The organism is Paenirhizobium selenitireducens ATCC BAA-1503 (genome assembly GCF_900492185.1).
GTDB classification, from domain to species: Bacteria; Pseudomonadota; Alphaproteobacteria; order Rhizobiales; family Rhizobiaceae; genus Allorhizobium; species Allorhizobium selenitireducens_A.
Window position 1 is genome coordinate 13,941 of sequence record NZ_UEYP01000023.1, and the last position, 14,262, is coordinate 28,202.

Here is a 14,262-nt window from a genome sequence, read left to right on the forward strand (position 1 = left end):
AAAATTCGCTAATAGCGAATTCCTCGCGCATATTTCTCCCCCCTACCACTTCCCCTCCCGCTTCAACGCCTCGATCTCTCCAATCGCCCGTTCCCGCTGCCGCTCCCGGCGGATGATCTCGTTGACCGCCGCCTCGTCCGACTTGTCGGCATAGCGGAATTCGCTGTCGGCATAGCGGTTGATCTCCTGCAGGATCATCTCCATCGTCACCGGCCCGCGCAGCTCGGCGATCATCGCCTTCTTCTCGTCGTAGGGCTTGTGCATGAAGACTTCCGGCGTCGCGAACCACTCGTCCGGCAGTTCCACGTCCATCGCCCGCATCTTCACCGCATCGGTGATATTCTTGATCGCCCGGCCGGTAAAGCGCGGCTCGGAAAGCTTGATCTCGTGCAGATAGGCGCCGATGTCGGCGAGCGTCTCGATCCGTCCGCGTTCCTTCTCGAAGCGCTCCCAGACCGCGACCAGCCCCGCTTCCTCCGGCCGGCCGTGCTTCTCGTAGGAAACGCCGACCGCCCGCTTGATCTCCTGTTTGGCAAACAGCTGGTGATCGCCGAGCGGGATCTTGTGGTTCTTGCCGATCAGCAGCGCGAAGATGTCGATATAGTCCTCTTCCGTCTGCGGCCCGTCGACCAGCCAGCGCGCCCCGGCCCGTTGCCTGAGCGCATCGTCGACGTTTTCCGGATAGTTGGAGAACATGCCGAAGGTGCAGTTGCCGCGCACTACGGTGGACGCCCCGGCAAACGCCTCCATCAGCACGGCGGTGATTTCGTGCTGGCCTGCCGACGCCCGGTCGTCGGACCGCTTGGCCGCCACCTGGTCGACGTCGTCGATCGTGCCGAAGCCGATGACCCGCGGATTGACGACATTGTCGATGAAGGCCTTGCAATTCTGCCCCGACTTGCCCTGGTAGGACGAGATCTGGTCGACGCCGAAATTCTCGTAGTGGAAGGCATAGCCGGCCACCTGGCAGTAGTCGTTGAGCAGACCGGCGATCATCTGGATCAGGATCGTCTTGCCGGTCCCCGGCATGCCGTCGCCGATGAAGGTGAAGAGAAAACCGCCGAGTTCGACGAACGGATTCATCTGCCGGTCGAAGTCAAAGGCCATCAGCATCTTGGCGAGCTTCATCGCCTGGAACTTGGCAATGTGGTTGCCGACGATTTCCTCCGGCTTCTTGAAGGTCATGATGAGCGGCTTGCGCCGCTGACCGGGCGCAACGTCGAAGCCGTCGAGGGTGAAATCGTCCTGGTCGATGCGGATATGCGTGTTCTCGAAGGCGGAAAGCCCGGTGAACCGCGTCTTGCGGGTCAACAGCCCGTCGATCGCCGCGCGGGCAAAGGCCCGCGCCCGCTGCCCGAGCGTCGTGTCGTCGGCGGCCCCTTTCAGCGCCGCATCGAGCCCCGCCACCATGCTTTTCAGCGCATCCTGCGGCGTGTCGAACAGGAAGTCCGGTTCCGGCGTGTCGTTGACCGGCTCGCCCTCTCCGGCCAGCGCCGAGAGCAGATAGGCGGCCAGCGAAAAGGCCGCGACATAGGCCGAGGCCGACAGCAGCGCCTTGAACCGGGCCGCCTCCTCGCCCTGCAAGGGCGCGGTCACATTGCGCGCCTGCAACTGTTCCAGATCCGTCTGCCGACCGAACACTTCGCCGATCGCCAGAGCCACCTGGATGCCGCGCCGCACCCGGTAGAGCACGCCATGCTGGGTCGGCGACAGAAGCGGATCGCTGCTGCCGGCCGACTGGATGGTCTTTGCCAGCTCCACCTCGCGGGTGCGGCGCACGCCGCCGGTCGACACCGTCGAGACGAAGCGCCGCCCGGTGCCGGCCAGCGCCGTTCCCGCCGTTCCCTCGCCCGGATCGAGCGCCACGAACCGCGTCACCAGCGCCTGCGCCACGGCCAGATGCCGGGCGATCTCGTCTTCGCGGATGGTGGTGAGGCCTGCGTTCAACCCGTTGCTCATCGGCTAGACCTCGCTGACGACATTGTTCCCGGAAATGACATGGACCTTGTAATTGCCGAAGATCGCATTCGCCTCGCCGGAAGCATAGAGCGCCTGGTAGGCGTCGTGCGGCACCAGCGCGTGTTTCTCATAGGCCGAGACGCCCATGCGTGCGGCTTCGAGGTCGTTGGTCTCGATATGGAATTCCTGGCTTGCCGGGGTCGAGGAGAAGAAGCCCTTGACCGCCGGGCGCTCGGCCTTGGAAAACACTTCCTGCATGGTCCAGGTGAGAAGCCAGGCGTTTTCCGGCTTGCGTACCCGCGACAGGATCTCGTTGATCCGTGCATTGTTCTCGGTGATGCCGGCCGAATAGAACGGCCCGAGCACGATGCGGCGCAACTGTTTCGGGTGCAGCGTCGGGAAGTCCTTGTCCATGTTGGTGGCGATCGTTGCCGGCGTCAGTGAATAGGCGCCGTTCTTGGCGGCAAAATCGTCGAACTGCGCGGCAAGTTGCGGATTGAGCAGCCCGCCCACCGGCAGCGGAATCTCGACATCGGGATTGAGCCTGCCATCCTTGCCGACCAGCAGTTCGCGGACGCTGTCGGAGGAATCCTCGACATCCGCGACATAGATCATCGGCAGCGTGCTCGTCCCGTCGAACACCGCCCAGGTCACGACGTAAAGGGGTCGGCCGGATTTTTCGCTGACCGTCACCCGCACCGTCTCGGGCAGGACGAAGGGCGAGAAGATCTCCCCCTTGCCGATCTGCTCGAGATAGATCCGCTCGGCCATCTGCGATTGCAGGGCGGCCGGAAACGCCTTGTGCCGGAGGATGAAATCGACCATTTCCGACCGCATCGCCTTGGCGTCCGGCAGGTTGGCGAGCCGCTTTTCCGCGCTCAACCGGTCGTTTTCCAGCTCCAGCACGTTCTGGAACACCGGAAAACCGCTCTCGGCGCGCGAAATGCGGAACTGGTCGGTAAATCCGATGCGGTTTTCCCAGCAGGCAAACGAGTTTTTCAGCCGCTCGACATAGGGAAGCAGAAGCTGTCCCGCAAAGCCGCTGCCCGGCAGCGTGACCTCGGGATTGGACAGATAGGTCTCCAGCCCGCCAAGCGCTGCGCGAATGGTGTTGAAATACTGGGCGACCGCCCCGTTATTGCCGGCAGCGACGTTCATCGGCGGAAGGCCTCTGCAATTGCAGGGAAATGCCGCGACATCCCCCTCTGGCCTGCCGGCCATCTCCCCCACAAGGGGGGAGAGACGTCCCAGCGCCGCCGAGCCACTTCGACCGGACGGAAGCGCGGCGCGAGCCCCTCCCCCTTGTGGGGAGGGGTTGGGGAGGGGATTTTTTCGCGCGATCCCATCACGACTTCACGTAATTGGCCGAGTTGTGCTTCTCGAGAACCGCCTGGAAACGGCGGGCAAAGGCCTCGTCGGCGAGCTTCTTGCGGCGCTGGATGTCCTGCGTCGCCAGCATGTTCTTCTCGTGCAGTTCCAGGAGGTCGCCGATGTGCTTCTGGGCGGCGGCGCCGACGCCGGCCATGGTCTCCTCCGCCGCCGTGTCGACCTGGCTGCCGAGTGTGTTGATCTTGTGCGCCACGTCCTGCTGGGCCGCCGTCTTCAGCGAATCTTCCAGCGCCTTGTAGAGCACGATGCGCTGCTCGGTATCGATGGTCAGCTTGTTGATCAGCGTGTTCTGCGCGGCGATCTGGTTGTTGAGGCTGTCGACGAAGGTCTGGAACATCGAGGTATAGCGTTCCAGCGTCTGGCTCTCGGCCAGCAATTCCTGTTCCTTGGCCTGCGCCTGGTTGTACTCGGTCGCCAGCTTCGAACGCTCCCCCTCGAGCTGCGTGCGCACCGACTGGTCGGTCGAAGCGGCGATCCGGTTTTCGATGTCGAGCAACATCGGGTTCAGTTCCTCGATGCGCTTTTGCGTCGTCTCGAGATTGGCGACCGTCAGCTTGCGCCTTTCGATAACCTGGATCAGGCTTTGCTCGGAGCTCTTGTAGCGCTGGTCGAGCACGGTGCGCTGGTCCTTCAGGATGCCGACGATGCTGTCGGATTTTGCCAGCAGTTCCTGCAGGTTTCCGGCCAGTGACATGTTGCGCACGCGGTCGGTGCGCATGCGTTGCGCCTTCTGCTTGGAAAAGATGCCGATGAACTTCTCGTAGCCGGTATAGCTCTTCATGCTCTCGAATTCGGCGCCGAACACGTTGGTGGCGTCTTCGAGACCGATGATCAGGTCGGCGATGTTCGCCTCCATCACCTTCTGCTGCTTGATGACGTCCTCGATGCGCGCGTTCTCGATGTCGAAATTGACGTCGCCGAGCTTGGTTTCGGCCTTGGCGAACTGGTCGAGCACGACACCCGACTGCTCCATCTTGCCCCTGACTTCGTTGACGATGGTGCGGGTCTTCTCGATTTCGCTGTCGAAGGACTGTAGCGAGGCCATGCGATCGTCTCCCTGAACTGTCGCCGGTTCTTGGCCCGGCCCAAGCGGCATGTGACCGCAACCTTATAACAAATCAATGATATTAGAACCGCCGTCGCTTGCGCCGGACAGAAAAATACTGGTCTGATATGGAGGCTGGCGAAGCGCCTGCAAGAGCAGGCAAATAAAAACGGGCAGCGGCACGCCTGCGCACCGCTGCCCGTAGATCGAGCATTGATCAACCGAGCCGATTACTTGGCGGTCGGGTTCTTCAGATAGGCGATGACATTGGCGATGTCTTCCGGCTTCTTCAGCCCGGCAAAGGTCATGGTCGTGCCCTTGACCAGTTCGCGCGGCTTGGGCAGGTACTCGGTCAGAAGCTGCTCGGACCAGACCTTGCCGTCAGCGCCGAACTCCGTCATGGCCTTCGAATACTTGAAGCCCTCGACGGTGGCGACCGGACGATCGACGACACCCATCAGGCTGGGGCCGACCTTGTTCTTGGCATCGACGGCCGAGTGGCAGGCCTGGCACTGCTTGAACACCTTGGCGCCGGCGACGGCATCACCTTCGGCGAAGGCTGCGGCTGCCGGAACGGTCAGCGCGGCAGCCAGGATCAGACAACGAAGTTTCATGAACTCTCCCTTTGAATTCGCGGCGCGCCGCGATGATGCGGGGCGTCCAGATGGTAAACTATAGCACTCCTGCGGCGATTTCCACAGGACGCTATGCCGCGGCTTTCGGCAAGGCCGGGATGCGCAATGATCCCAGGGCCTCCGGCAGGGTCAAGCGCGACTTAGGAATCGATCCGGAAGCTAGGCACAACGTCGCAAACAGGGAGGGGAATAAGGCGCAAATGCGCGTGTGCGCTTGCTTTTGTGGTGTATAGATTGTTGACTTGGGAACATTAAAAAAAACCGGGAGCATCTCAATGACCAAAGGCAATTTCCAGCGCTTCACGATCGTCGCGGCCGCCGCGATCCTGGCGCTGTCCTCCACCCCTTCCATGGCGGCCGAAGCCGAGAGCTGCGCCACCGTGCGCTTCTCCGATGTCGGCTGGACCGACATCACCTCGACCACCGCCACCGCATCCGTGATCCTCAGGGCACTCGGCTATGAGCCGACGGTGACGGTTCTCTCTCTGCCGGTCACTTACACGTCGATGAAGAACAAGGACATCGACGTCTTCCTCGGCAACTGGATGCCAAGCCAGGCCAATGACGTGAAGCCCTACATCGACGACAAGTCGGTTGAATCCTACGGCCCGAACCTGGAAGGTGCGAAGTACACGCTGGCGACCAATGCCAAGGGTGCTGAACTGGGCATCAAGGACTTCGCCGACATCGCCAAGCAGAAGGATGCGCTGGACAGCAAGATCTACGGCATCGAGCCGGGCAATGACGGCAACCGCCTCGTGCTCGAAATGATCGAGAAGAACGAATTCGGCCTCGAAGGCTTCGAGGTCGTCGAGTCGTCCGAGCAGGGCATGCTGGCGCAGGTCGCCCGCGCCGAGCAGGACGGCACACCGGTGGTCTTCCTCGGCTGGGCCCCCCACCCGATGAACTCCACCTTCAAGCTGACCTACCTGACCGGCGGCGACGCGACCTTCGGCCCGAACTTCGGCGGCGCCGAAGTCTACACCAATGTCCGCGCCGGCTATCTCGCCGAATGCCCGAACGTCGGCAAGTTCATCACCAACCTCAAGTTCTCGCTCGACATGGAGAACCAGGTCATGGGCGGGATCCTCAACGACGGCAAGGATCCGGAAGTCGCGGCCACCGACTGGCTGAAGGCCAATGGCGCGGCGATCGAGCCCTGGCTGGCCGGCGTCACCACCAAGGACGGCGGCGAGGCCCTGCCGGCGGTCAAGAGCGCGCTCGGCCTTTAACGGCAACTGACCTGAGGAGCGGCGAGAGCCGCTCCTTCTTCATCAGGAGTATGACAAGCCGAAAAGGCACCGGGGAACCATGGACTGGCTGACAGATTACAAGATCCCGATCGGGATGGGCGCAAAGCACGCGGTCGACTGGCTGACCACCAATCTCAAATTCTTCTTCGACTTCATCGCGATGATCCTGAACGCCTCGATCAATGCGATGCTGTTCGTCCTCCAGGCCCCCTATCTGAAGGGCACGGCCTTGGCGGACTTCTATCCGTTGCTGATGATCGCCGTCTTCACCGGCGTGGCCTGGTTCATGCGCCGATCGCTCGGCGTCGCCGCCTTCACGCTCGTCGGTCTGCTGGTGATCTACAACCAGGGCTACTGGAAAGAGACGATGGAGACGCTGGCACTGGTGCTCGCCGCCACCGGCGTATCGATGGTGGTCGGCGTTCCGATCGGCATCGCCGCGGCCAGGCGCCCCTGGCTCTATTCGATCATCCGGCCCATTCTCGACTTGATGCAGACGATCCCGACCTTCGTCTACCTGATCCCGGCGCTCATCCTCTTCGGCCTCGGCATGGTGCCGGGCCTGATCGCCACCGTCATCTTCGCCATCCCCGCGCCGATCCGGCTCACCCGGCTCGGCATCATCTCCACCCCGCCCTCGCTGGTCGAAGCGGCCCAGGCCTTCGGCGCCACCCCCTCCCAGGTGCTGCGCAAGGTCGAGCTTCCCTTCGCCATGCCGCAGATCATGGCCGGTCTCACCCAGACGATCATGCTGTCGCTGTCGATGGTGGTGATCGCCGCGCTGGTCGGCGCCAGCGGCCTCGGCGTGCCGGTCGTCCGCGCGCTCAACACCGTCAACATCGCCAAGGGCTTCGATTCCGGCCTGTGCATCGTCATCCTCGCCATCATCCTCGACCGCATCTTCCGGTCATCCGACGAAGGAGACGCCGCATGACCGCCGTCCTGTTCGACAATGTCTCGATCATATTCGGATCAAATCCGCAGCGGGCGCTCGACCTGGCGGATGCGGGACGCAGCCGCGACGAGATCAGCGCCGAGACCGGTCTGGTGCTCGGCGTCGCCAATGCCTCGCTCGAGATCAAGGAGGGTGAGATCCTGGTGCTCATGGGCCTGTCGGGCTCGGGCAAATCGACGCTTCTGCGCGCCGTCAACGGGCTTGCCCCGGTGGTGCGCGGCGATGTGCAGGTGTTCAACGAAGGCCGGACCACCAATCCCTACACCTGTACGCCGCAACAATTGCGCGACCTGCGGATGCACACCGTCTCGATGGTGTTCCAGCAGTTCGGTCTCCTGCCCTGGCGCACGGTGGCGGAAAATGTCGGCTTCGGGCTGGAACTCGCAGGTGTCTCGGAGGCCGATCGCCGCCGCGCCGTCGGCGAACAGCTGGAACTCGTCAACCTCACCCAATGGGCCGATCGCAAGGTCAACGAGCTCTCGGGTGGCATGCAGCAGCGCGTCGGGCTCGCACGCGCCTTTGCCACCGGTGCACCGATCCTTTTGATGGACGAACCCTTCTCGGCCCTCGACCCGCTGATCCGCACCCGGTTGCAGGACGAACTTCTCGAATTCCAGCATCGCCTGAGGAAGACCATCCTGTTCGTCAGCCATGACCTCGACGAGGCCTTCCGCATCGGCAACCGTATCGCCATCATGGAAGGCGGACGCATCATCCAGTGCGGCACGCCGCAGGAAATCGTCCGCAACCCGGCCGACCAGTATGTCGCCGATTTCGTCCAGAACATGAACCCGATCAACATGCTGACGGCCCGCGACGTCATGCATCACGGCATCGTCACAGCCACCTCTCAAGGGGCCGTCGCCGGCACGGCCAAGCCGGAGACACCGCTCGTCGAGATCCTCGACGTTTTGGCGCGACAACCCGGCACGATCGGCGTGGTTGACAATGGCGCGATCATCGGGACGATCTCCGCCCAGGATGTCGTCGCCGGATTGACCCTGCACCGGCGCAAGGCTTGAATGGACGATCCGTTCAGGCGATCGCGTGAAACGGAAAGAACCATGACGGACAAACCATCGGTGATACGCGAGACGGACGATGAGGCACGCATGCTTGCCCGTCGCCTTCTCAGGTCGGCGCGTTATGTCGCCCTCGCCGTTCTCGAGCCGGAAAGCGGTTATCCCTCGGTCAGCCGCGTGCTGCTGGCGACCGATACCGACGGCAGCCCGGTCATCCTCGTCTCGGCGCTCTCGGCGCATACCAGGGCGCTCGACAAGGATCGAAGGGTGTCCCTGCTGGCCGGCGAGCCCGGCAAGGGCGACCCGCTGGCCCATCCGCGCCTGACCCTCTCCTGCCTGGCCGAAACGGTCGAGCGTGACGGTCCCGTCCACCAGCGCCTGCGGGCGCGCTTCATCGCCCGCCACCCGAAGGCGAAACTCTATATCGACTTTCCCGATTTCCGCTTCTTCCGCCTCGCGCCGCAGTCGGCGAGCCTCAACGGCGGCTTCGGCCGCGCCTATCTCCTGCCGGGCGAGGACTTTGTCATCGCCGCCGAAACAGGCGGCGAAATCTCGGGACAGGAGGTCGAGCTAGTGCGAGAATTAGCAGGTACGAAACCAGAACTCGCCAGCCTTCTGGCCACCGGACGCTGCGGGCAGAAGCCGGGAAAATGGGCTTTTTGTGGCATCGACCGGGCGGGAATCGATCTTATTTGTGGAGATTTACTGGTTAGACACGATTTCGGGCGTCTAATAAGCTCACGGGCAGAGCTCTATTCAGAGATAACTAATACAGCATACCCGATACCTTAAATTTAGGCATATACAATTTTTTGGCACTTGTTAGAGTTCCTGTATAACCAATTTGATGGATTGCAAACCGTCGCCTTTCCTCCCGAGGCCCCGGCTAACGAAAGTTGATCTGATGAAAACCAAGGCATTGTCCGAACAGTCCATTCCCGCCGCCGGCCTGCTCTCGGCCATGGCAAATCCCAAGCGACTGATGATCCTCTGCAGCCTCGTCGAGGGCGAGGTCCCGGTCGGCGTTCTCGCCGCGCAGGTCGGCCTCAGCCAGTCGGCCCTGTCCCAGCATCTTTCGAAATTGCGCGCCCAGAAGCTGGTCAAGACCCGCCGCGACGCGCAGACGATCTATTATTCCAGCACCTCCGAATCGGTCATCAAGATCCTCGGCACGCTGGAAGACATTTATTGCTCGACCAGCGCCAATAAATCGGCCGCCTGACGCCCCGCCCGTTTCCGCGGCGAGAAGGCGATCGGTCGAATTCATCATTCGACCGCTCCAATGGCGGCAATTTGACATGACGTTCTGAGAAGATCCTGACCGGCAGATCCTTGATTTGCCGGTCTTTCTCTTGCCGGAAAACGCAGGCACCGACCCGTCGCTTGGGAACGCCGGGGCCGGTACCTGCCAGCGCTTGCCGCCGGTCTTGCCGGAAGGCGCCCAGACTGCCCTCGGGAACGATCTCCCGGCCATTCTCACATTCCCTCACCGAGCTTGCCCTAAGCTTGAGTCGGCAGGCCGCACTCCCCTGCCCCCGGCCGGCCACAGCCGCGGCAAATCATAACCGGAACCTTGAGCACTCATGATGTTTGTTGATGCCGGTTGACGACCTTGGTCGCGCTGCTAATTTGGCCGGGTTTTCTACGAAATATCCGGCCGATCGCCGCCGACCGGGAAATGGCCGCCCGCAACGAAAAAGGCCATGGAGAGCATTATGTCCAACCGCTTGAATACCACGCCCAACGACCTGCGCGCCTTCTGGATGCCGTTCACCGCGAACCGCCAGTTCAAGAAGGAACCGCGCCTGTTCGTCGGCGCCAAGGATATGTACTACACGACCCATGACGGCCGCCAGGTGCTCGACGGCACCGCCGGTCTCTGGTGCGTGAATGCCGGCCACTGCCGCCCGAAGATCACCGAGGCGATCCGCGAACAGGCTGGCGAACTCGACTACGCCCCGGCCTTCCAGCTCGGCCACCCCAAGGCCTTCGAGCTTGCCAACCGCCTGGTCGACCTCGCGCCCGACAATATGGCGCATGTCCTCTACACCAATTCCGGCTCGGAATCGGTCGAAACCGCGCTGAAGGTGGCGCTCGCCTACCAGCGGGTGAAGGGTCAGGGATCGCGTACCCGCCTGATCGGTCGCGAACGCGGCTACCACGGCGTCAATTTCGGCGGCATCTCGGTGGGCGGCATCGTCACCAACCGCAAGATGTTCGGCACGCTGCTGACGGGCGTCGACCACATGCCGCACACCCACCTGCCGGCCAAGAATGCCTTTTCCAAGGGCATGCCCGAGCACGGCGGCGATCTCGCCGACGAATTGGAACGCATCGTCACGCTTCATGATGCATCGACGATTGCCGCCGTCATCGTCGAACCGGTGGCCGGCTCCACCGGCGTGCTGATCCCGCCGAAGGGCTATCTCCAGCGCCTGCGCGAGATCTGCACCAAGCACGGCATCCTGTTGATCTTCGATGAAGTCATCACCGGTTTCGGCCGCCTCGGCGCACCGTTCGCCGCGCAGTATTTCGACGTGAAGCCCGACATCATCACCACCGCCAAGGGGCTGACCAACGGCGTCATCCCGATGGGCGCGGTCTTCGTTACCTCCGAGATCCATGATGCCTTCATGACCGGGCCGGAACATCTGATCGAGTTCTTCCACGGCTACACCTATTCCGGTAATCCGATCGCCTCGGCCGCAGCACTCGGCACCCTCGATACCTACAAGGAAGAGGGCCTCTTGACCCGCGCCGCCGAGCTTGCGTCCTACTGGGAAGAGAAGCTGCATTCGCTGGCCGACTGCCCGAACGTGATCGACATTCGCAATATCGGCCTGATCGGCGCCATCGAACTCGCGCCCATCGCCGGCGAACCGACCAAGCGCGCCTTCAACGCCTTCCTCAAGGCCTATGAATCCGGCCTTTTGATCCGCACCACCGGCGACATCATCGCGCTGTCGCCGCCGCTGATCATTTCGACCGAAGAGATCGACGAACTGTTCGACAAGCTCCGCAAGGTTCTGATGGCGAACATCTGAGCTCAGGGTTCATATTAAAATCCGAAGCGGCCGGAAACGGCCGCTTCTTTCGTTTCGGCCACTCGCCAATTCATGCGTGGCACCGGGCACAGCGTTCGCCGCTGCCACCCGTGCAGCGGGCAGCGCGCCCGCGTCCCCTCTTCTCCCCAGCGGGGAGAAGGTGGCGCGCAGCGCCGGATGAGGGGGTGGCGAAGCCCCTGAGACCGGGAATGGGTGACGGGTCATGCGGGGTAGCCCCCGATACACGACCGAGGCGTGGTCCATTCCGGTGGCAGCGACCGGGGCCTACGGGCCCCCCTCATCTGCCCTTCGGGCATCTTCTCCCCGTTGGGGAGAAGAGGGCGTCGCCGTCAGCCGCCAACCGTGTGCCCTACCCCTCTACGGCACGCCGCCGCGCCAGATAGGGCTGCGCGAACAGGTATATCCCGGTGATCAGAAGCGGGATGAGCGGCACCAGTGCCAGCAGGCCGATCCAGACGGCCGGGGCTTGCAGGCTCATCGCGGCGATATTGGCGATCACCGCCAGCGTGAAGGCGAGCGACAGCCAGCGGTGCATTTGCCTGATCCATGTGTTCCAGCGCATGGGAGCACTCCTCCTGATTGCGGGCCGCACAGGCTGGCCCGGTGGTAATCGCATTGGGTTCCGGTGAAGGCACGGCCGCGCCGTCCGCAGCCCCGCCATCCGGGGGGACCGTTTGATGAGGACGGCATCAGGGGCCGGCATTCCGCGTCGAGGAAGGAGGGGCCGACCGCCTCAGTCCATGCGCGCCAGCACGTCTTCCAGGCTGTCGAAGAAGCGCGGCCAGCCATGCTTGGCACCGCCATAGAACATCGGCTGGTCGGCCTTGAAGCCGGTTTGCTCCATGCGCAGCATGGTGCCCCTTTCCGTCGGCGTCAGCGTCCACGTGACGATACTCTCCAGCGGTTTTGCGTCCCAACTGTAGGACAGCCGCCGGTTTTCCTCGACCGCCCGCACGCTGCATTCCACGGTGCCCCAGTCCGCCTTGAGCGTGAACGCATGACCGCGTTCCGGCTTGAATTCGTTCTTCATCAGCCATGCCTCGATCAGATGCGGCTGGGTGAGCGCGCGCCAGATCTTTTCCGGCGGATGCGGCAATTCCCGTTCGACGACCACGGAAAGGGTCTTGGTGGCGGAATCGGTCATTGATCCATCCTCTTCAAAAGGTCTTCGAGATCGTCGAACCGGCCTTCCCAGAAGCCGGTCATCTGTTTCGTCCAGTCGCTGAGCGGCGCCAGCGCCTCGAGCCTTGCGCTGTAATGCGTCTGGCGCCCGGCGTGCCGGTCGGTCACCAGCCCCGCCCGCTTCAATACGCCAAGATGCTTCGACACCGCCGGCTGCGACACCCCGGCCTGCGCGGTCAACACCCCGACCGTCTGTTCGCCCCGGCGGCACAAACGCTCGAAGATCGCCCGGCGGGTCGGATCGGCCAGGGCCGAGAAAAGCAGGTCAGGTGCATCGCTCATCGAATACATAACTCTGTGGCTATTAATAAATTCCCATAACTCTTCAGTTATGCGTTTGTCAAGAGATGGCCTGGGATGCGGAAAACGCAAACCAGCACTGCAATAATACGTAGCATACAACATAAAATCCGACTGGCCACCCGGCTCGTCACGGTGTCTAATGAGGCTCGGCTAAAAAAGCCCCACCACCAAACCGGCGACGTCAAAGGCTGCCGGGAAAAGACGGGCTGTTCGGGAGCAGCCGGAAAAAAATCGCCATCCAAGGAGAGAAACCCATGAACCTGAAATTGCTGACGAGCACCGCCCTGGTCGCCGCCCTCGCCTTCGCGTCGACAGCCCGCGCCGAGATCGTCATCGGCCTGATCGCGCCCTTGACCGGCCCGGTCGCCGCCTATGGCGAGCAGGTCAAGCACGGCGCCGAGGTCGCCGTCGATCAGATCAACAAGGCCGGCGGCATCAACGGCGAGACTGTCGTCCTGAAGATGGCCGACGATGCCGGCGAACCGAAGCAGGGCGTCTCGGCCGCCAACCAGCTCGTCGGCGAAGGCATCCGCTTCGTCGTCGGCCCGGTCACCTCGGGCGTCGCCATTCCGGCCTCCGACGTGCTGGCCGAAAACGGCGTGCTGATGGTCACCCCGACCGCGACGGCTCCGGACCTCACCAATCGCGGCCTGACCAATGTCCTGCGGACCTGCGGCCGCGACGACCAGCAGGCCGAGGTCGCCGCGAAATACGTTCTTGCCAACATGAAGGACAAGAAGGTCGGCATCATCAATGACAAGGGCCAGTACGGCAAGGGCCTGGCCGATGCCTTCAAGAAGACGCTGAACGAAGGCGGCGTGACCGAGGTCTTCAACGACGCGCTGACGGCCGGCGACAAGGATTTCAGCGCGCTCACCACGCGCCTCAAGGCCGAGGGCGTCGAGGTGATCTATTTCGGCGGTTATCACCCGGAAGGCGGCCTTCTGTCGCGCCAGCTCGCCGATCTCGGCATCAAGGCCACCATCATCGGCGGCGACGGCCTGTCGAACAGCGAATTCGCCTCGATCGGCGGTGACGCCGCCAACGGCGCGATCTTCACCAATGCCTCGGACGCGCTGAAGAACCCGGATTCCAAGGCCGCCGCCGACGCGCTGGCCGCCGCCGGCATCCCGGCCGAAGCCTTCACGCTCAACGCCTATGCCGCCGTCGAGGTGCTGAAGGCCGGCATCGAAAAGGCCGGCAGCGCCGAGGATGCCGAAGCCGTCGCAGCAGCGTTGAAGACCGGCGAACCGATCGCCACCGCCATCGGCGCCGTCACCTACGGCGAAACCGGCGACCTCACCTCGCAGAGCTTCTCGCTGTTCAAATGGGACGCCGGCAAGATCGTCGCCGTCGAATAAGGTTTACACCTCGACTGGACACAAACAGGGAAAGCAGCCGGCGACGGCTGCTTTTCTTTTGCCTGAACGGAGAAAGGTCCTTGCCCCTTCCCC

Annotated in this window: 14 protein-coding genes; 7 read left to right on the plus strand and 7 right to left on the minus strand. The window is 62.9% G+C overall.

Annotated elements, in window-relative coordinates; all coding sequences use genetic code 11:
• Window positions 1–42 precede the first annotated feature (42 nt).
• From RHIZ70P_RS21555 to RHIZ70P_RS21570, 4 genes are all read right to left on the minus strand, one after another.
• Complete coding sequence (locus tag RHIZ70P_RS21555; protein WP_115672617.1) at window positions 43–1,959, minus strand: AAA family ATPase; 1,917 nt, start codon at window positions 1,957–1,959, stop codon at window positions 43–45.
• A 3-nt stretch (window positions 1,960–1,962) separates the two neighbouring features.
• Entirely contained in the window at window positions 1,963–3,117 is a 1,155-nt protein-coding gene (locus tag RHIZ70P_RS21560; protein WP_115672619.1) for a hypothetical protein, read from the minus strand.
• Between the two features lie 187 nt (window positions 3,118–3,304).
• A complete protein-coding gene (locus RHIZ70P_RS21565) occupies window positions 3,305–4,393 on the minus strand; it encodes a hypothetical protein (protein WP_115672620.1) in 1,089 nt (362 codons plus the stop codon).
• A gap of 230 nt (window positions 4,394–4,623) precedes the next feature.
• Entirely contained in the window at window positions 4,624–5,007 is a 384-nt protein-coding gene (locus tag RHIZ70P_RS21570) for a c-type cytochrome (RefSeq protein WP_115672621.1), read from the minus strand.
• 296 nt (window positions 5,008–5,303) lie between these two features.
• Here RHIZ70P_RS21570 and RHIZ70P_RS21575 point away from each other — a divergent pair, with 296 nt between their 5' ends.
• The 6 genes from RHIZ70P_RS21575 to RHIZ70P_RS21600 all read left to right on the plus strand — a co-directional run bounded on the left by RHIZ70P_RS21575 (window position 5,304) and on the right by RHIZ70P_RS21600 (window position 11,302).
• Window positions 5,304–6,260 (plus strand): choline ABC transporter substrate-binding protein, encoded by a 957-nt coding sequence (locus RHIZ70P_RS21575; RefSeq protein ID WP_115672622.1) that lies wholly within the window; start codon window positions 5,304–5,306, stop codon window positions 6,258–6,260.
• A gap of 79 nt (window positions 6,261–6,339) precedes the next feature.
• On the plus strand, window positions 6,340–7,215 hold the full coding sequence (gene choW, locus RHIZ70P_RS21580; RefSeq protein WP_115672623.1) for a choline ABC transporter permease subunit: 876 nt from the start codon (window positions 6,340–6,342) through the stop codon (window positions 7,213–7,215).
• Window positions 7,212–8,258, plus strand: a complete 1,047-nt coding sequence (gene choV / locus RHIZ70P_RS21585; protein WP_115672624.1) for a choline ABC transporter ATP-binding protein — start codon at window positions 7,212–7,214, stop codon at window positions 8,256–8,258. Before choW ends, choV begins: the two co-directional genes overlap by 4 nt.
• 42 nt (window positions 8,259–8,300) lie before the next feature.
• A complete protein-coding gene (locus tag RHIZ70P_RS21590) occupies window positions 8,301–9,050 on the plus strand; it encodes a HugZ family protein (RefSeq protein ID WP_115672625.1) in 750 nt (249 codons plus the stop codon).
• Window positions 9,051–9,162: 112 nt separating this feature from the next.
• Entirely contained in the window at window positions 9,163–9,480 is a 318-nt protein-coding gene (locus tag RHIZ70P_RS21595) for an ArsR/SmtB family transcription factor (protein WP_115672626.1), read from the plus strand.
• A gap of 493 nt (window positions 9,481–9,973) precedes the next feature.
• On the plus strand, window positions 9,974–11,302 hold the full coding sequence (locus RHIZ70P_RS21600; protein ID WP_115672634.1) for an aspartate aminotransferase family protein: 1,329 nt from the start codon (window positions 9,974–9,976) through the stop codon (window positions 11,300–11,302).
• Between the two features lie 370 nt (window positions 11,303–11,672).
• On the opposite strand, the gene RHIZ70P_RS21610 is transcribed toward RHIZ70P_RS21600, so the two are convergent.
• The 3 genes from RHIZ70P_RS21610 to RHIZ70P_RS21620 all read right to left on the minus strand — a co-directional run bounded on the left by RHIZ70P_RS21610 (window position 11,673) and on the right by RHIZ70P_RS21620 (window position 12,787).
• Complete coding sequence (locus tag RHIZ70P_RS21610; RefSeq protein ID WP_115672629.1) at window positions 11,673–11,885, minus strand: hypothetical protein; 213 nt, start codon at window positions 11,883–11,885, stop codon at window positions 11,673–11,675.
• A 171-nt stretch (window positions 11,886–12,056) separates the two neighbouring features.
• Window positions 12,057–12,467 carry an SRPBCC family protein gene (locus tag RHIZ70P_RS21615; protein WP_115672630.1) on the minus strand — a complete coding sequence of 137 codons (411 nt, stop codon included), beginning with the start codon at window positions 12,465–12,467 and terminating at the stop codon, window positions 12,057–12,059.
• Window positions 12,464–12,787, minus strand: a complete 324-nt coding sequence (locus tag RHIZ70P_RS21620) for an ArsR/SmtB family transcription factor (protein WP_115672636.1) — start codon at window positions 12,785–12,787, stop codon at window positions 12,464–12,466. The genes RHIZ70P_RS21615 and RHIZ70P_RS21620 overlap by 4 nt, the downstream gene beginning before the upstream one ends.
• Window positions 12,788–13,062: 275 nt before the next feature.
• On the opposite strand from RHIZ70P_RS21620, the gene RHIZ70P_RS21625 reads away from it, so the two are divergent.
• Window positions 13,063–14,169, plus strand: a complete 1,107-nt coding sequence (locus RHIZ70P_RS21625; protein WP_115672632.1) for an ABC transporter substrate-binding protein — start codon at window positions 13,063–13,065, stop codon at window positions 14,167–14,169.
• The last annotated feature ends 93 nt before the right edge of the window (window positions 14,170–14,262 follow it).